A 17,085-nucleotide genomic window follows, 5' to 3' on the forward strand; every position below is an offset into this window, starting at 1 on the left:
ACATGACTGAGTCCTGCCCCAGTGACTGCTGGGAATAAGAACATGAATGTTATAATTCCCGCTAGTATGCAGCCTAGGTAGAAATTAATCTGCTTGGGTTGCTTTGATTTTTATACAATATTTATTATTTTGGAGTGAATGAATTGAGTGGAGTTTTATATGTTGTTGCAACACCAATCGGCAACATGGAGGATATAACTGATCGTGCGAAGCGAATCCTTGGCGAAGTGGATATTATAGCCGCTGAAGACACGCGCAATACCATAGGATTGTTACGCCGTTTAGGGATTAATAATAATTTAGTTGCTAATCATAAGTTTAATGAGAGACATCAATGTGATTATTTGATTTCACAGCTTTTGGAGGGAAAAAATATTGCAGTAGTATCTGACGCTGGAACACCTTGTATATCTGATCCTGGCTCTATAATTGTCGATGCGGCTGTAAAGAATAACATTCAGGTCATTGGTGTATGCGGTGCAAGTGCTGTTATAACAGGTATTTCAATTTCCGGTTTTAGTGCTTTGACCTTTGCTTTTTATGGGTTCTTCCCGAAAACGAATCATGAAATTCGTGAGAAGATTGAACAGGTTAAGGAAAATGGAATTCCTGTATCCGTTTTCTATGAGTCTCCTTTACGGATCAAAAAAACTATAAATTTATTGTGTGAATTGTTGTCTGATTCCGAAATGTGTTTATGCAATGATATGACAAAAATGTACGAGCGAGTGTATAGAGGAAGCCCACAATCAATACTTGAAGAACTAAAAAAGAACCCCTCATCAGAAAAGGGAGAATATACACTCATAATTAAAACAAATGTTGTACGCAAGATCGTTGCTAAACCAGTTTCAACCACCTCACTCGAATCACAGATAGTTGATTATATGATTACTCATAATGCTACTGCCAAGCAAGCAGTGAAAGAGTTGTCTAAGAAGAATGGAATGACAAAGAATGAGTTGTATGCGGCTTCCTTGCATTTAAAAGAAATGTTTACAAAAGGTCCTAATAAAAGCGATAGCGAGGATGACATAAATGAGTGATTTATTACATCTTAGACATGGTAATATCAAGCTTCCAGCATTTTTCCCTGATGGAACTTACGGAGTAGTTCGATGCATTGATGTAGGTGATTTAATTGATTGTCAAATTCCTGGGCTCGTTATGAATAGTTATCATTTATTATCGAAACCAGGGGTAAATATTCTAAAATCATTTGGAGGATTAAATACGTTTACTGGTTGGGAGCGCCCAATCTTGACGGATTCTGGTGGCTTTCAGGTTTTCTCAATGATTAGAGAAAACTCAAAATATGGAGAAATAAGAAAGAATGAGATTATATTCAGACCAGATGGTGATAAAAAAAGAATAATACTTACCCCTGAAAAAAGCATTCAATCCCAATTCGTTTATGGTTCAGATATTATGATGTGTTTAGATTATTGCACTCATCCAGATGATTCGATGGAAATTAACGAGTTTTCTGTAGAAGTAACAATCGAATGGGCTAAGAGATGTAAAATTGAATATGAAAAGCAATTAAAGTCAAGGCATATCGACAAAGATAAACGACCTTTGCTGTTTGCTATTATTCAAGGTGGCAATTTTCCTGAATTAAGAAAATATTGTGCCTCAGAATTAATAAAAATCGGCTTTGACGGTTTCGGTTTCGGAGGATTCCCCGTTGACTCAAAAGGGAATTTGGTTGATGATATTTTAGAGCTCACAGCTCAATTGATGCCAGATGATAAGCCGAAATATGCAATGGGTTTGGGAAAACCAGACGGAATAATAAAATGTGTCAAGTGGGGATATAACCTTTTTGATTGCGTTATACCAACACGAGAAGCTCGTCATAATCGTCTATATGTATTTGATGATGAATCATCACTAAAGTATCATTGCTATTATATTCTGGACGAAAAACATATCCGAGAAAAAAAACCTATTTCAGATGTGTGTGATTGTTATACTTGTAGGCACTATTCCAGATCATATCTTCAGCATTTATATAAAGTTGGCGACTCATTGGCGTACCGACTTGCAACAATTCATAATTTAAGGTTTTATAGTATGCTGATGGAAAGAATAAATGATAATAAGACTAATATTAATGGAGATCAGTAAATGAATGATGTTTTTGAAGAAGTAATAAAGAGTAGAAAATACTCAAACATAGATAGATCTATTGTAATGCGCATTTGTGAAGAAGCGCTACATAAATACCCCAAAAAGAAAGAGGCAATAAAAGCCGCTAAGAATCAGCTCCATATAATACATGAGTCATTTTTAATGGCGGATTGCTATAAGGTCGCATATTCAATTCTGGATGATGAAAAAGATTCCATTATTCTTAATGGATTGAATAAAGATACAAGTATAAGAATAATGGGATTACACGCTTCAACCAAAGAACGAATTGCGAATATTGAAGAAACTTACAGCTGGCTTTCAGAATATATAGATATCGAAAGCACTTTGATTGATGTTGGGTGTGGTTTTAATCCCTTTGCAATTCCGTTCATAATTAACAGGCCTAAAAGATATTATGCATATGATATCAGCAATGAATCAGCAGAACTTTTGAACTACTTTTTTTCTATGGCAAAATTAACTGATTATAAGGCGATGATTTTAGATGCAACTGTGAATACTCCCTCTGAGAGTGCAGACGTATTATTAGCCTTCAAATTACTCCCTTTGCTACAACAACAAAAAAAGGGACGTGCGTTTTCATTTTTAGAAGAAGCCTTATTTCATAAAGCAATCATTTCCTTTCCAATTAAGAGCTTATCCGGAAAAGAGAAAGGAATGCTCGACTTTTATACTCGTTTTTTTGAGGAAGGACTTCCACAAGGCATTGACATCATTGAAAGAAAAGTTATAAACAACGAACTGTTTTATGTTATCTCCAAATAGAGGGAAGTGCAATAATAATGGATGTAATTAACATTACGATTGAAGATGCAAATTATAATTATTTAGTATTTGAAAACAATTCGCAAATATCCTCCAAGATTACTGAAATGGGTATACATTGTGCGCTAGGAATAATCAAAATAATCGGTGATTCATGTCAAATTATTTTTCAAAACGGAACAACAATTAGTGCCAGTCCAACAGAAGCAGATTATATAGACTTCGGTGAAGGTGCAAAAGAATACTGGGGAACTTCACATTATAAACTTATAAAAGATTACTATACCAACGATAATCCAATGAATTGGAATAAAGAAAAACATCCTGGATATCTTCAAACACAATTGCTAATAAACTCTATATATGATTCATCAAAACGATCCTCACCTATTATACTTGACGACAATTGTCAAGTTAGAACACATGACAAAACATATGATATTGACAATGCGTAGGATTATATTCATTATATATCGTAGGGATAGCCAGCATGGCCGTCCATATGTTATATGATTTCTGTATCACAACAATCTCGAACTTCACCTCGAAGTTCACTTGAATAAACGTAACCGCCAACCCCACCAGCTGTTTTAACCAATTCGAACTAACAAATATCTGCTTACACCTGGTGAATAATCAATTATTAGTAACTAGATTAAATTCAAGGTTAAAGCGGAAGTTCTGATCTGAACTTCCGCTTTTGGTTTTATATTACGTTTATCCCTGTCAGCTGGCCATACGATAATGCCTCCCAATGAGCAAGTGTGTTTCGCACATCACGCATTTTTTCAGCATTTCAAACTCCGGCAAGTCAATGATTTTTTGCGAACGGCAGATAAAGTACAGCTGTCCGATTTCCAAATCAGTAGCCTTGTCAACAATATCATTGTTTGAACTCTTGATTGGGAGAAATCGTGAGATCTTGCTTTCGTACTTCCTGATGAGGTCAGCTCTGAAATTCTCGATCTTTGGAAATACAAGTTTTATCTAAGCTTCCCATACAGCCATCCTCACTCGTTCTTTAAGATTAGTGACCTTGACTTCGTTTTCTTCAAAGACCTTTGCTGAAACTTTGTAAGGATCCTGTATCAGGTCTGTTCTTCTTGATGCGAGCAGTGCCGCAAGCTCCACATTGTTGTGTGCTATGTTGCTTGCGGCTTCGCATAAGTACATCTTTTCGGCTCTGCTGCATTTAAGGTCGGAAACCAATGTCAGACAAAGCATCATGCAGTCGTAGTCCGTTACATAATCGTTATACCTGAAAGCTGTCAGATGTTTTGAAACCGGTACGTTGACACCCTCCAAGATGATAGTGAACACACCATGTTCATGTACATCTTCACAATTATCCAGGTACTCGGCAAGAGAAGATGTCCATTTAGAAGCATCGTCCGGCTTTATGCCCGTAAGACAAACATAACGTTTGTTCAGCGGTGTTATCTTATTCTGTCCAAGAAACCTTTCAGGACTGCCGTGTGTTGTTGGCCAATACTTCTTTTGCTCCTATAGGTGTTTTTGCTCATGCAAATGCCGGTAAAACTACTGTTACCGAGAATATTTTAAGAGATACTGGAGTTATAAATACTGTCGGAAGAGTTGATAGTGGCAATACGATTACAGATAATATGGGCGTAGAAAGAGAAAGAGGAATTACAATAAAGTCGTCATATGTTACTTTTTAAATAGACGATACAACATTTCAGCTTCTCGATACACCTGGTCATGTTGATTTTTCTGCTGAAGTTGTACGTGCCATGAGTATATTGGATGCGGCAATATTTGTAATTTCGGGTGTTGAGGGAATTGAAGCTCAAACAACGGTCATTTGGAATATGTTGCAAAAAATGAATGTCCCTACCATTCTATTTATCAACAAACTTGATCGAATGGGGGCTGATTATAATCGTGTGTTAACCGAATTGCGAGAGTCTTTATCAAACAGAATGATAACACTTCAGAATATAACAAACAACCATGAATTGGCCATTACAAGTTGTTCGCCAGCTGAGATCCTTGAACAGTTAGCTGAGTTTGATGATATTTCATTAGAAAAGTTCCTTGATAATGAAAGTGTTGATGCCAAATGGATTGATCGAAGAATAGGTGAATTGTATTGTGAGAAAAAGGTCTTCTGTGTTTTAGGAGGAAGTGCGCTTTCTGAACTTGGTGTTAGTGATCTTATACAGGCCGTTCATAAATACATTCCAACATTTAAAAAAATAAATGATTGTACTGATTTTTCGGCTGAAACATATATGGTTAAACGAAACGATGGAGTTAAGGAAATATATGTAAAAATACTTTCTGGTGAACTTATGAACAGAGATATCGTTTCCGTATATGAAGATAACCAAAAAGTTAAAACTCTGACAGGAATAGAAGGCAACAAGAGAATTGCTCTTGATAGCGCTAATGAGGGGCAACTTGTCATACTTACTGGCATTGACTGTTCAGCTGGTGATGTATTAGGTATCAATTATGAGCAAACACACAAAAGAATATCTGTTTCTCCAATGTTCACCGCAGTTTTATCTATAACTGGTGAAGAAGAAAAAATTAGACTTTGGAATGCTGCCAAAGAGCTTAACGAGGAGGACTCGTTTTTAAATGTTCGTCTTAATCCAGATACTAATGATATACAGATAGATTTGATGGGAAAACTTCAGGGCGAAACTGTAGTATAAATTTTGGCGGAAAGGTATGATATTCACGCTTTGTTAAGCGAACCAACAATAATTTATAAGGAAGCTCCTGTTGATACCGCAATCGGGAAAGCAAGTTACACTAAAACCTCAAATGTTGCAATTAAAATTGAACCGACTAAACGTGGAGCCGGGGTTATATATCATTCGTTGCTTGCAACAGATTACCTATTTACAAAATATCAAAAGCAAGTAGAACGGTTAATGCATCAATATATAAAGTATGGAAATTATGGATGGGAACTGACAGATATAGATATCAGTCTGATTGGCGGAAAATGTGATAATGTTGGTTCAGATCCATTGGATTATGCTATTGCGGCTCCAATTGCATTAGCACGAGCTATATCTGAAGCGGGAACAAAATTATTGGAACCTGTTGTTGCATATACACTTTCTATTCCATCGGTTTATTATTCAGAAGTTATTGGAAGGTTAATGGGAATGAGAAAAGGCTTACCGTCTTTACAAGGCACTTTGGTGATATCCGAAAGCAGCTTTGTTACAGGTTTTTCCGCAGTAAAATCACGCTTAATTATGTTTTCGGCTTCCTGCTCTTCGTCAGTCGCTTTTGTAATTCCGTGAGGAATTCTGCGTTTATGCAGTAATCCACCCTCGTTCATAGTTCGGTAAACAGTTCTGAGGCTGACTTTTTTACCTCTTTGTTCCAACGCTGTTTGTATGCGGTTTATGCCGTAATTTCGGTTTTCCGGTGCTTCACCGATTAGGTTTTTTATTTCGACCAGAAGAAGCTCTCTCTTTGCAGGCTTTGCTGTGTTTCTGAGCCAACGGTAAAAGCCGGACTCGGTTACGCCAAGAACCTTGCACATTTATTTTACCGTATATTTGTCACGAAATTTTACAATGAACAGATGTCTTTCGCTTGTTTTTACTTCTTCCGGTCTTTTGCGAAAAAACCGAGTGCATCTTTTAAGATTTCGTTTGCAGTCTTTAGCTCTGCGTTTTCCTTTTCAAGTTCACGAATGCGTTTCTCGGCTTCTGTTTCGGGAAGCCTTGGACGCTTCATTTCTTCTTTACGTTTGTTTCGCCAATCCGACAATGTGTAATACGGCAGTCCGAGTTGAGCGGCTGCTTTCTTTACACTTACTTCGTCTGATAGCTTTAATGCCTCTTCTTTAAAATCTTTACTGTACTTCATTCTAAACACACCTTTCTGATTCTGTTATATCAGATTTTAGTGAGTTTGTCGACTGTACTTAAAGGATAACACTTCATTTACATATTGCATTCCGAAGAATCAATAACATACAAAAGTTATCCAAATTCAATAGTACCATTCGAATTGTCTATGATGTAGTATAAGGAAAGTATGATTCTCTTTCAATATATTAGAAAATATTATTTAATTTTTCGCTTTAAAGAGTTGATTCGAGGGATTGTTTGTATTATAATAATCTTGTATCGTGGCAACAAAATGGCAACAGAGTTTTTGATAGCCTGTATTTTATTTACAATACAAATAATAGAAATACTCCGTGCTAAAATACTTAAACAAATACTGTTAAGATTGTTTTGTAGGGAGCGAGTTCGAGTAGTAAACAGAGAGCCGGGAAGCCGCATAAACACTGGGTTTCCCGGCTTATCATATGCTCCGTGGTACTATTTTGGAACTAAAATTGCAATGAGTAAAAATGAATAAAGAGATAGAAATGTGCAGAAAGCCGTTTGTTCTTTTAACTGAGAGCAGGCGGCTTTTTGGCGTTCTATAAATATATGGCTGCCTGCCAAAAGAGAAAGAGAGGAATTATTTATGAAAAAAATGAGAAAATCCGCTAGTAATGTGAACAATGCTGTTAATCTGATCTCCGGAGCCTATACCTTGCCCCTGATCGACAAACTGTTTTCCAACAGCCAGAGGATTGAGAATATGGATGATGTTTATTTCGCCATAACTGCATTGGTGGATACAGACAGAATCAGCGAGGCGTTCCATATGATAAGAGGATTGTTTGGAATTTCCGGTATGGAATATCCGCAGGAGATTGCACAGTTGGAAAAATCGGAAGAACTGCAGGAATCTTTTGTGTCGGAATTTATTTTTGATTTTTATGATGTGATAGAGGATAAGAGGATAGAAACAGAAGAACAGGAAATTCCCGTTTAAAATGCGGGAATATTACATAGCCGGAAGGTTTTCAATTTGCGAAAATCATCCGGTTTTTTCATGCCTATTTTTATACATAGTCATTTCCCTACACGGGAAGATGGCTATTAAATTTTCAGGAAAGGAGGGAACCGTTATGGCGAATTGCAAAGTAATTGCGATTGCCAACCAGAAAGGCGGAACGGGGAAAACCACCACGACTGTCAACTTAGGGATCGGACTTGCCAGAGAAGGGAAAAAGGTCCTTCTGGTAGACGCTGATCCACAGGGCGATCTGACCACTTCATTAGGGTGGCCGGAGCAGGATAATCTTTCTGTGACGCTTGCCACACAGTTAGAGGGCATTGTGGCTGACCGGGAAATGGATAGCCACGCCGGGATTTTACACCATGAGGAAGGCGTTGATCTGATCCCGTCTAACATTGAACTTGCAGGACTGGAAGTTATGCTTGTCAATGCCATGAGCCGGGAACTGACGCTGAAAAACTATCTGAATGAAGTGAAAAACGGATATGATTATGTGTTGATTGACTGTATGCCGAGTTTGGGTATGCTGACAATCAATGCACTGGCGGCGTCAGATAGTGTAATTGTTCCGGTACATGCTCAGTATCTTCCGGCAAAGGGAATGACACAGCTTATGAAAACAATCGGGAAGGTACAAAGGCAGATCAATCCGGCGCTGAAGGTAGACGGAGTGCTTTTAACACTTGCGGATATGAGGACAAATCTGGCCCGTGTGACCGCAGAAAGTATCCGGCAGAATTATGGGAGGATGGTCAAGGTTTACCAGACGGTCATTCCGGTTGGCGTGAAAGCAGCGGAAACGAGTGCCGCAGGACAAAGCATTTACAGCTATGACAAAAACAGTACAGTCGCTAAAGCCTATGCGTCATTTACAAGGGAGGTGGTACGGGATGGCGAAAGGCAGAGAAATAAAATTGCCCCTTCCCGCAGCCGATGATCTGTTCAGCACGCAGGAGGAACGTGATGAGGCTAAGCGGGAGTATGTGGCAGATATTCCTCTGATAGAAATCAGCGACTTTCCCAATCATCCGTATAAAGTAAAGCAGGATGAAAGTATGCTGGAACTGGCGGCGAGTATCCGGGAGAAAGGCGTGGTCAATCCTGCTCTGGTGCGTCCGAAACCGGAAGGCGGTTATGAAATGGTAGCAGGACACCGGAGAAAATTCGCCAGTGAACTTGCCGGGAAAGCAGTCATGCCCTGTATCGTGCGAAATCTGACAGATGATGAGGCTACGATTATCATGGTTGACTCTAACCTGCAAAGGGAGAAAGTCTTACCCTCAGAGAAAGCCTTTGCTTATAAGATGAAACTGGACGCAATGAAACGGCAGGGGAAGCGCAGTGATTTAACTTCTGTGCCACTGGCACAGAAGTTACAAGGAAAGACATCAAGACAGCTTTTAGGAGAGCAAGTGGGAGAAAGCCAAGACCAAATCCGCCGCTATATCCGTCTTACCGAACTTATCACACCTATTCTGGATATGGTGGATGAGGGAAAGATTGCCATGCGCCCGGCAGTAGAACTGTCTTACCTGCCGAAAGAGCAACAGCAGGTGCTTTTGGACACAATGGAGCAGGAAGACTGTACTCCAAGCCATGCACAGGCGATTAAAATGCGGAAATTTGCGGAGGCGGGAAAGCTGAATGAGGACGTGATCCTGTCGATCATGACCGAAGAGAAACCGAACCAGGTGGAGCAGTTTAAAATCCCGAAAAAGAGGATTGACAAATATTTTTCTCCGGGAACCACGCCAAAGCAGATGGAGGACACGATCATTAAGGCATTGGAGCTGTACCGCAGACGGGAACGAGGACGGGAAAGGTAAGAGGACGCCTGGGGGAAAGTGGGTTCCTTTGGTGCTTCCCTTTTTCCGGGGTTTCCGGAGTCTCCGCTCCGGTCAGTGCTAAACGTGTGTCACCGGCACACAGCACCCCCTCCCCACACCCTACCCCTTCCGGATTACCAGCAGTTTACCAGCCGAAAAGAAGAATAAGGAGCCGGTGGCTATCCACATTCCACCGGATCAGTACCCAGCCCTGCCAGCAAGCAGGGATTTTTTTATGTGGGCCGAAAGGCTCGGAAATGGAGGAGAATGAAGTGAAGAAAATCAAACAGTTATTCAGGAAAGGAGTCGCATTGGCACTGGCGGCGGTCACGACACTGTCCGTCCTGCCGGCGGCCACGGTATCGGCTGCGTCCCAGCGGGCAACGATCACATTCGCTTACTGCTATGACGGGAACGGGAATACCATCCGTTATCAGCAGACGGCGTCTCATAACGGAATTACGTTCAGCCATGCGGGGGAGGCCAGAACCCGGATCTATGCAGACGGGGATAATGCCTACTGTATCGAGCCGGGAATCTCCCTGCATACCGGGAACACGCTGGAGAAGTACGCTTCTGTTGTGTGGAACAACTTAGGAAAGGCAAAACAGGACGCTGTGAATTTGGCGCTTCTGTATGGCGCACAGGGAAGTATGGGCAGCATGTCCGGTACAGAGGATGAAAAAGTCCTTGCCACACAGATGGTCATCTGGGAGATTGTGACCGGGTGCAGGAATGCGTCTGCGCCTTATGCCCAGACAGACGCCAAATTTTATAACAGCCTTTGCGTAGGCGGGGTGAACAGCGGGATAGCGGCGGCCTATTAGCAGATTATTTCCGGCATGGTCAGCCACGGGACTATCCCCAGCTTTGCGTCCGGAAGTACAGACAGCACTCCCCAGGAACTGAAATGGGACGGCAAACAGTATGTATTGAAACTGACAGACAGCAACGGCGTTCTGTCAAAATTCAATTTCACATCATCCAACAGTGATGTGAAAGTCAGCAAATCCGGAAATACACTGACCATCACGTCCAGCAAAGCGATTGCCGGGAACGTGCAGTTATCCGCAACCAAGAAGATCCCTACCGTGAGCAGCAGCGCCAAGCTGATTGCTTACGGAGATCCGTCTTTGCAGGATATTGTCACAGGTGTGGAGAATACCGCAGCCGTGAAAGCATATCTGAATGTGAAAATCCCTTATGGGCACATCCAGATCGTGAAAACTTCCGAGGACGGCGTGGTGGCCGGATTGAAATTCCAGATCACTGGCAACGGGATTGACCAGACTGTTACCACCGGGGAGGATGGAACGATCAAGGTGGAGAACCTTCAGCCGGGAACCTACACGGTAACGGAGCTGACGGAGAACCGGTATGAACCGCAGAAAGCGCAGACGGTGGAGGTCAAAGGCGGGGAAATCGCTGCGGTGGATTTTTCCAATATCCTCAAGCGTGGAGATTTGAAAGTGACCAAAACTTCCGAGGACGGTCTGGTGGAAGGCATGAAGTTCCATCTCTACGGAACTTCTCTTTCCGGTATTCCGGTGGATGAATATGCGGTTACGGACAGTACAGGTGTTGCCACGTTTTCTGATATTCTGATCTCCGGCGATACGCCTTATACGTTGGAAGAAGTGGAGACCGCAGACCGCTATGTGGTCCCGGCGGCCCAGAGCGTGACCATCAACTGGAACGAAGTGACCAATGCCACGGTTCATAACGTACTGAAGAAATTCCGGGTAACCGTCACAAAGACAGACCGGGAGACAGGAATCCCGCAGGGAGACGCTACGCTGGCAGGAGCAGTGTATGGGATCTATGACGGGGAAACTCTGATCGATACCTATACCACGGACAGCAACGGCAGCTTTACCACGAAATATTATGTATGTGGAGACAACTGGACAATCCGGGAGATCAGCCCGTCCGAAGGGTATCTGTTGGACGATACTTCCTACCATGTGGGAGCGGAGGCTGTTCTGTATACGGTAGAACTGAACGATACTTCCAATGATGTGACGGAACAGGTCATCAAGGGAAGAATCTCTATCATCAAGCATACCGATGACGGAAGTACGCAGATTGAGACACCGGAGGAAGGCGCAGAGTTCCAGGTGTATTTAAAGAGCGCAGGCAGCTATGACAGCGCAGAGAACAGGATACACCGCAGTCCGGACTACGGAGGTTACTGCCAGAGCTGCAGGCCAGGGAGCAAGAGCAGCGGTTCTGACTACCCAGAGGACCGCTCTGGCTGCGAGGCAGGCAGCGATTACCGCAGCGCAGGCCGCAAAAGCGGCCGCGAAAGCTGTGGCTGCTGCAGTAAAAGCAGTCATTGCGTCAACGAAGGCTCTTGTTTCTGCTATTCTTGCAGGCGGTTGGATCGTGGTGCTGATCCTGCTGATCGTCATCCTGTTTGGCGCATTGTTCAGTATGGTAGGAGGAAGTAATTCCAGTACCGTGACACCTGTCAGTGCTGAGGTAGAGGCATATGAGCCGCTGATCCGGCAGTATGCCAGACAGTATGGGATTGAGGAATATGTGGAGCTGATCAAAGCGGTCATGATGCAGGAAAGCGGAGGACAGGGAACAGATCCCATGCAGGCATCCGAGTGCGGTTATAATACCAGATACCCGAATACGCCAAACGGGATCACTGATCCGGAGTATTCCATTGATGTTGGTATCCAGAACCTTGCAGTTTGTCTGCGTGAGGCAGGTGTGGAAAGCCCGGTAGACATGAACAACATTAAACTGGCATTACAGGGATACAACTATGGAAATGGGTATATCTCATGGGCGAAAGAGAATTATGGAGGATACACCTATGCCAATGCAGTGGAGTTTTCCACGATGATGGCAGAGCAGAACGGATGGAGCGGTTACGGAGATACCGAGTATGTATCTCATGTACTGCGATACTACGTGTTTGGCCGTATCCCTACAGGAACCGGAAGTCAGGCGATTGTGCAGGTGGCGTTGACGCAGGAAGGAAATGGAGGCGATACCTACTGGAGCTGGTACGGATTTACAAAACGGGAGGAATGGTGTGCCTGTTTTGTAAGCTGGTGTGCTGACCAGTGTGGATACATTGAGGCGGGAGTTATCCCTAAATTTTCTCTGTGTTCTGCAGGCATGGAATGGTTTGAGAGCCGTGGTCAGTTCATGGACGGCAGCTATGTTCCCACATCTGGAGATCTTGTTTTCTTTGACTGGGGAAATGACGGGAGTGTTGATCACGTAGGGATTGTGGAGAGTGTGGTAGACGGAACCGTTTATACAATAGAAGGAAACAGCGGGGATAAAGTGGCCAGACGGAGTTATCCGATAGGATATGCGAAGATCGTGGGATATGGAGTGCCGGCATATTGATTGAACGGCAAAAGAAAAGTGGGAGATTTTCTGCTATTTCTTTTGCCATACATAATGGCTTTAAGATGTGTCTACATATTATTTATATTGAATGTTGATCATTCTTTCATTATTTGGATATTTTAGAATTTTTTTAATTTGAAAAATTAGAGAAGAAAGAACAGCAGCCTGAGTGGATCAGACTGCTGACTCTTATTTCTCTGCTTGTATTTCAAAGCAATATCCGACTTCCCGGACGGATCGGATGGTAAAAGGGGCATTGGGAGTTGCCTCATACAGCTTCTCCCGTAGATTGCAGATGTGAAAGCCGATGGTGTTGTTTTCACTACCAGACGGGTAATTTCCCCAAACTTTCTCATAAATCTGATTGTAAGTAAGCACATACCCCTTATGAGTTACGAGTAGCAACAGGATTTCATACTCTTTTGTCGTGAGCTGAATTTCCTGGCGGTCACGAAAAACCTTCCGCTTGCTCGGATAAATCTCCAGACCTGGGAGGGATAGTATCGGCTCCTTGGCTAGCTCGAATTTTTCTATTTCCGGATGGCATTGGAGAATGGAAACGATCTCCTCAAATGCTTTAGAGTCTTGCTCTTGCAACTCCAAAATGATCATTCTCCCAATAATATCACCACCTTATTTAATGTTTTTTTCTAAAAGACTTATTACCCCAGGCTATTCCAATGTTTCAATGTATTCCTCTAAACAAATATTTTGAGAAAAGATTTCAAATGCAGCATCATTTCCGACATACCGATAATGCCAAGGTTCGTAAATTGTATGGGTAATATCCGTTTTATTCTCCGGGTATCGTTGTATAAATCCATACTTATACGCATTTTTGGAGAGCCACTCATAAACTTCTTCACTGGTACTTTGAGATTTATCTGCATTGATGTCAACAGCCAGTCCTAATTGATGTTCACTCGTTCCGGGAACAGCAACCCATTCCTTGGCTTTCTTCTCAGCTTCTTCGCTAGAATAACCTTCGTTTTTGTATGCCTCTATTTTTCCTTCCAAAATCTGCTGTTGTGTTTCTGCGGTACGATAACCATCAGCTACAAAAAGTCCAAGACCTTCTGCTCTGGCAGCATCGAACATCTCTTGGAGAGAAGGATAGATTCTGGAATCAACTTTCTGGCCATTTGACAATTCTGTCAGTTCCACTGTATAGTCATCTGGGATGTAATTATCTCTATTGACCAGAATTAAGTTCCAACCATATTCTCCGCTGGCAACATGATGATACTGAAAAACATCTCCCAAATTGGGTAATATGTTTCTAAATCCAACGATGCCGAGCAGTAGCAGTGAAAGTAATACAATAAGACGTTTTGTTCGTTTTTTCCTTCGTACTCTCATTTATTTAATTTGTGTCCTCCGATATACAATAAATAGAATCGGAAAGATTAGGCAGAACAAAATCAGGTACAAAGGAATAATGACAGATACGCTACCAAGTATATTTCCGCCAATATGATATAGACTGAAATCCTCCAGATTTTTATTGATGGACAATAACTGATCTGGGAACAAAGTCATAACACGCGCAAATGCCTCAAGCCGTCCCACAAAAGGCGGGATACAAGTGATTATAAACGGAATCGTAATTGCAAATACCGTAGAATGCGTTTTAGCGGAAGACCCGCAGGTGCTGGTGTTGACTACTTGTTCTTCGGAGTTTACCGACGCAAGAACTGTGATCCTGGCTTTCATGGAACCGAGTACAGTAAGGGAAGATGTGAGGAATATAAAATGAAGAAGAAACGATTCGGAGTCATCGGAATCGCACTGGCTATACTGTTTCTATTGGGAGCAGCCCCGTCGGTTTTAGCTGCCGGCCTGCCATCTGTTGCCATACCGGTCAAGGTGGAGGTGGAAGGAGCGGCGCCATCGGTTCCGGAGGAATTTGTGGTTCAAATGGAGGCGGAGGATCCTTCCTATCCAATGCCGGAGGGAAGTGTGGATGGAATCTTTGAAATGGTAATTTCGGGAAATTCTTTTATGTCTTTTCCCTCCATGTCCTACACGGAGCCGGGCATTTATACTTATACCATAGAGCAGATAGCGGGTTTGAATCCATTATGCGCCTATGACCCATCGGTTTATCATCTGAAAGTATCGGTGACAAATGCGCAGGACGGTTCAGGACTGACGGCGATGGTTGCGCTCCGTTCGGAGGATGCGGACGAAAAACTGGCGGAGGCAATGTTTACAAACCGATACGGCACATCGCCCGTTCCACGCGATTCCAACCCGCCCAAGACTGGTGATGAATCCAATATATTGCTGTATGGGTATTTGGCGCTTGTAAGTATCGCCGGCCTTGTGGTGAGCGTCGTCATACAGAAAAGGGGAAAACGGCGCTCAAGCTGATATTGGGCGCGTTGGCGCAGGAAGGTATACGGCGTGATACTTGCGCTGTTTGCCCGAAAACTGGATTATGCTATGGAACAGCGCCTTGTGATGCTTATTACAGGGCGCTGTTTTGTATGGGCGGCGATGCGTATGCATACCTCAATACAAGGAAAAGAGAAGACGTGAGACATAGGGTTATGGGAGAGTTACTATGGAGTTCAAAGACGTTCTAAACCGATATATGGAGCGGACCGGATGCTCCGCCAGGGATCTGGCGGAACGCTCCGGCCTGTCCACAGCTACAATTAGCCGATATCGCTCTGGAGACCGTGTGCCGGAAGCAGATTCCAGGCAATTGGAGAATTTAGCCAAGGGGATTGCGGCGATAGCAGCCGAAAAGAAAATTCGGGAGATGGAAGAGGAAGCGGTTCGGCAGGCGCTCTCCGAGCAGGCACAGGGGCCTGGTATCGAGATAGAAAAACTCAGATTGAATTTTGATACCCTGCTGAAGACATTGTCCGTCAGCGTATCCGATCTTGCGCGTTTTTTGAGCTACGATCCTTCGTACCTGTCCCGTATCCGAAAGGGGCAGCGCAAGCTGTCCGATCCTCAAAAATTTACGGCGGATGCCTTTTTAAAGCTTGATGCAAAAACAGAAGGTACAAGGCGGTCAATCCTGTCATCCCTGCCGCTCTACACGGCCGACGATGAGCTTGTCTTTCAGGTTTTGAGGGACAATCGTGTTTCGGAGAAAAACCAGATCAGGATCATGGAACATATTGCTTTTCAAAGGGAATTGACGGAAGAAATTCTATCCCACGACTCCATCTTTGAAGCGTATCCCAACTTTTCAAAAGATGAGTTTGCCCAATACCCCATGACGCTATCCTTGGCTGGCGCTTTTTATGAAGAGGATATCGTCTACACCTATGAGCAATATCGGGAACATCTGGAGATGATGAAGCGCTTTTCTCAGATGCATAAAAACTACCATATTGAGGAAAACAAATCTCCTGCGTTCCGCCATATCCAAATTCTTATCCATGAGGGAAGCTGGGCGATCGTGTCCAAGGAAAAAACGCCGGCGATTCATTTTGTTATCCGGCACCCCAAAATGCGAGAAGCCATGGAAAACATCACAATGCCCATTGTGGAAGGGGAAGAGTATAAATGAGGCTAAATCCGAGTCCCTTGCGTTTGAAAAATGGGTATAAATAAACCAGGCATTCCCTGCTTGCACAGCCTTAGCTGGATACAAGTAAGGAATGCCTGGTTTTGCGATGTGCCTTTTTTACTCCATCGCTTCCCTGTACTCTGGATATGTTTCTTGGATTTTCCGCGCCAGATCCCAAATCTCCTCGTCGCCGGAAAGCACATAGGATGTTCCGCCGGCGCCATGGAACCGGTTTTCATCAAACCAGAAGAGGCAGGTATCCCCATCCGCTGTCTCAAACTCCAGGATCCGGCTGTCTGTAGAGCCGCTGAAAGCTTTGGATACAATGGTCGTTTCCCGTAATGCCTGCAGGATTTCGGAGATGATTTCTTCATCCGTCGTTTCGTAGCGTCCTAGGATGTTATCGTTGTGATGATAGGTAAGCGCGACCGGCAGCTCTTCCAGCGACTGATCCAGAAATTCCTGCTGGCTTTCGGTGCAATAGGCCCGAAGCGATGTGTCTTTTGGGGAACACCCCGCCAGTACGCACAATAAAATCAGCAAAACGGTAATTTTAATCCTCTTCATCCGAATCCCTTT

16 protein-coding genes and 4 pseudogenes are annotated in these 17,085 nt (G+C 43.1%); 14 read left to right on the plus strand and 6 right to left on the minus strand.

Translation table 11 applies throughout. The features are described from left to right. Positions 1 to 143 precede the first annotated feature (143 nt). The 4 genes from rsmI to M6G78_RS03790 are packed head-to-tail and all read left to right on the plus strand — an operon-like array spanning position 144 to position 3,377. Positions 144 to 1,046, plus strand: coding sequence for a 16S rRNA (cytidine(1402)-2'-O)-methyltransferase (gene rsmI / locus M6G78_RS03775; RefSeq protein WP_253229646.1), 903 nt, complete (start codon positions 144 to 146; stop codon positions 1,044 to 1,046). After that, entirely contained in the window at positions 1,039 to 2,130 is a 1,092-nt protein-coding gene (tgt, locus tag M6G78_RS03780; RefSeq protein WP_253229647.1) for a tRNA guanosine(34) transglycosylase Tgt, read from the plus strand. The genes rsmI and tgt overlap by 8 nt, the downstream gene beginning before the upstream one ends. Further along, complete coding sequence (locus tag M6G78_RS03785; RefSeq protein WP_253229648.1) at positions 2,131 to 2,922, plus strand: Rmt family 16S rRNA (guanine(1405)-N(7))-methyltransferase; 792 nt, start codon at positions 2,131 to 2,133, stop codon at positions 2,920 to 2,922. Positions 2,923 to 2,939: 17 nt separating this feature from the next. Next, entirely contained in the window at positions 2,940 to 3,377 is a 438-nt protein-coding gene (locus M6G78_RS03790) for a hypothetical protein (protein WP_253229649.1), read from the plus strand. 532 nt (positions 3,378 to 3,909) lie between these two features. Here the strand turns inward: M6G78_RS03790 and M6G78_RS03795 are convergent. Next, positions 3,910 to 4,095, minus strand: a complete 186-nt coding sequence (locus M6G78_RS03795) for a hypothetical protein (protein ID WP_253229650.1) — start codon at positions 4,093 to 4,095, stop codon at positions 3,910 to 3,912. Positions 4,096 to 4,397: 302 nt separating this feature from the next. Here M6G78_RS03795 and M6G78_RS03800 point away from each other — a divergent pair. After that, a pseudogene (locus M6G78_RS03800) lies at positions 4,398 to 5,606 on the plus strand (GTP-binding protein). Positions 5,607 to 5,609: 3 nt separating this feature from the next. Then, entirely contained in the window at positions 5,610 to 6,209 is a 600-nt protein-coding gene (locus M6G78_RS03805; protein ID WP_253229651.1) for a hypothetical protein, read from the plus strand. A 17-nt stretch (positions 6,210 to 6,226) separates the two neighbouring features. Here the strand turns inward: M6G78_RS03805 and M6G78_RS03810 are convergent. Together M6G78_RS03810 and M6G78_RS03815 are read right to left on the minus strand one after the other, a co-directional pair. Then, positions 6,227 to 6,454, minus strand: a pseudogene (locus tag M6G78_RS03810) (IS3 family transposase); the annotation flags it as partial. A gap of 59 nt (positions 6,455 to 6,513) precedes the next feature. Next, positions 6,514 to 6,783 carry a transposase gene (locus M6G78_RS03815; protein ID WP_253229652.1) on the minus strand — a complete coding sequence of 90 codons (270 nt, stop codon included), beginning with the start codon at positions 6,781 to 6,783 and terminating at the stop codon, positions 6,514 to 6,516. 612 nt (positions 6,784 to 7,395) lie between these two features. Here M6G78_RS03815 and M6G78_RS03820 point away from each other — a divergent pair. The 6 genes and pseudogenes from M6G78_RS03820 to M6G78_RS03840 form a co-directional block, all read left to right on the plus strand. Continuing rightward, positions 7,396 to 7,749, plus strand: coding sequence for a hypothetical protein (locus tag M6G78_RS03820; protein WP_076779364.1), 354 nt, complete (start codon positions 7,396 to 7,398; stop codon positions 7,747 to 7,749). Between the two features lie 136 nt (positions 7,750 to 7,885). Then, entirely contained in the window at positions 7,886 to 8,713 is an 828-nt protein-coding gene (locus M6G78_RS03825; protein WP_253229653.1) for a ParA family protein, read from the plus strand. Further along, entirely contained in the window at positions 8,667 to 9,602 is a 936-nt protein-coding gene (locus tag M6G78_RS03830) for a ParB/RepB/Spo0J family partition protein (protein ID WP_076779359.1), read from the plus strand. Before M6G78_RS03825 ends, M6G78_RS03830 begins: the two co-directional genes overlap by 47 nt. A 257-nt stretch (positions 9,603 to 9,859) precedes the next feature. After that, on the plus strand, positions 9,860 to 10,429 hold the full coding sequence (locus M6G78_RS10350; protein WP_371922821.1) for a thioester domain-containing protein: 570 nt from the start codon (positions 9,860 to 9,862) through the stop codon (positions 10,427 to 10,429). Positions 10,430 to 10,444: 15 nt separating this feature from the next. Continuing rightward, positions 10,445 to 11,569: pseudogene (locus M6G78_RS10355) on the plus strand (collagen binding domain-containing protein); the annotation flags it as partial. A 166-nt stretch (positions 11,570 to 11,735) separates the two neighbouring features. After that, positions 11,736 to 12,974: pseudogene (locus M6G78_RS03840) on the plus strand (lysozyme family protein); the annotation flags it as partial. A 192-nt stretch (positions 12,975 to 13,166) separates the two neighbouring features. Here the strand turns inward: M6G78_RS03840 and M6G78_RS03845 are convergent. Both M6G78_RS03845 and M6G78_RS03850 read right to left on the minus strand, forming a co-directional pair. Then, positions 13,167 to 13,589: a response regulator transcription factor gene (locus tag M6G78_RS03845; protein ID WP_087161969.1), complete on the minus strand. Its 423-nt coding sequence runs from the start codon at positions 13,587 to 13,589 to the stop codon at positions 13,167 to 13,169. A gap of 60 nt (positions 13,590 to 13,649) precedes the next feature. Further along, positions 13,650 to 14,336, minus strand: coding sequence for a D-alanyl-D-alanine carboxypeptidase family protein (locus M6G78_RS03850; protein ID WP_253229654.1), 687 nt, complete (start codon positions 14,334 to 14,336; stop codon positions 13,650 to 13,652). 393 nt (positions 14,337 to 14,729) lie between these two features. On the opposite strand from M6G78_RS03850, the gene M6G78_RS03855 reads away from it, so the two are divergent. Continuing rightward, positions 14,730 to 15,350: a Spy0128 family protein gene (locus M6G78_RS03855; protein WP_140398027.1), complete on the plus strand. Its 621-nt coding sequence runs from the start codon at positions 14,730 to 14,732 to the stop codon at positions 15,348 to 15,350. Between the two features lie 193 nt (positions 15,351 to 15,543). Then, positions 15,544 to 16,506 carry a helix-turn-helix transcriptional regulator gene (locus M6G78_RS03860; protein WP_087161966.1) on the plus strand — a complete coding sequence of 321 codons (963 nt, stop codon included), beginning with the start codon at positions 15,544 to 15,546 and terminating at the stop codon, positions 16,504 to 16,506. A gap of 117 nt (positions 16,507 to 16,623) precedes the next feature. Here the strand turns inward: M6G78_RS03860 and M6G78_RS03865 are convergent, their stop codons facing one another. Beyond that, entirely contained in the window at positions 16,624 to 17,073 is a 450-nt protein-coding gene (locus M6G78_RS03865) for a hypothetical protein (RefSeq protein WP_076779351.1), read from the minus strand. Positions 17,074 to 17,085 lie beyond the last annotated feature (12 nt).

The sequence above is a fragment of the Anaerofustis sp. NSJ-163 genome, from assembly GCF_024135845.1.
In the GTDB taxonomy this organism is placed as follows: Bacteria; Bacillota; Clostridia; order Eubacteriales; family Anaerofustaceae; genus Anaerofustis; species Anaerofustis butyriciformans.

Excerpts from the sequence above, each read along its gene's own strand:
- M6G78_RS03845 (WP_087161969.1), bottom strand. The coding sequence starts at position 13,589 with ATGATCATTTTGGAGTTGCAAGAGCAAGACTCTAAAGCATTTGAGGAG.
- M6G78_RS03825 (WP_253229653.1), top strand. The coding sequence starts at position 7,886 with ATGGCGAATTGCAAAGTAATTGCGATTGCCAACCAGAAAGGCGGAACG.
- M6G78_RS03850 (WP_253229654.1), bottom strand. The coding sequence starts at position 14,336 with ATGAGAGTACGAAGGAAAAAACGAACAAAACGTCTTATTGTATTACTT.
- tgt (WP_253229647.1), top strand. The coding sequence starts at position 1,039 with ATGAGTGATTTATTACATCTTAGACATGGTAATATCAAGCTTCCAGCA.
- M6G78_RS03855 (WP_140398027.1), top strand. The coding sequence starts at position 14,730 with ATGAAGAAGAAACGATTCGGAGTCATCGGAATCGCACTGGCTATACTG.
- M6G78_RS03790 (WP_253229649.1), top strand. The coding sequence starts at position 2,940 with ATGGATGTAATTAACATTACGATTGAAGATGCAAATTATAATTATTTA.
- M6G78_RS10350 (WP_371922821.1), top strand. The coding sequence starts at position 9,860 with ATGGAGGAGAATGAAGTGAAGAAAATCAAACAGTTATTCAGGAAAGGA.
- M6G78_RS03785 (WP_253229648.1), top strand. The coding sequence starts at position 2,131 with ATGAATGATGTTTTTGAAGAAGTAATAAAGAGTAGAAAATACTCAAAC.
- M6G78_RS03815 (WP_253229652.1), bottom strand. The coding sequence starts at position 6,783 with ATGAAGTACAGTAAAGATTTTAAAGAAGAGGCATTAAAGCTATCAGAC.
- M6G78_RS03865 (WP_076779351.1), bottom strand. The coding sequence starts at position 17,073 with ATGAAGAGGATTAAAATTACCGTTTTGCTGATTTTATTGTGCGTACTG.
- M6G78_RS03830 (WP_076779359.1), top strand. The coding sequence starts at position 8,667 with ATGGCGAAAGGCAGAGAAATAAAATTGCCCCTTCCCGCAGCCGATGAT.
- M6G78_RS03820 (WP_076779364.1), top strand. The coding sequence starts at position 7,396 with ATGAAAAAAATGAGAAAATCCGCTAGTAATGTGAACAATGCTGTTAAT.
- M6G78_RS03795 (WP_253229650.1), bottom strand. The coding sequence starts at position 4,095 with ATGTACTTATGCGAAGCCGCAAGCAACATAGCACACAACAATGTGGAG.
- M6G78_RS03860 (WP_087161966.1), top strand. The coding sequence starts at position 15,544 with ATGGAGTTCAAAGACGTTCTAAACCGATATATGGAGCGGACCGGATGC.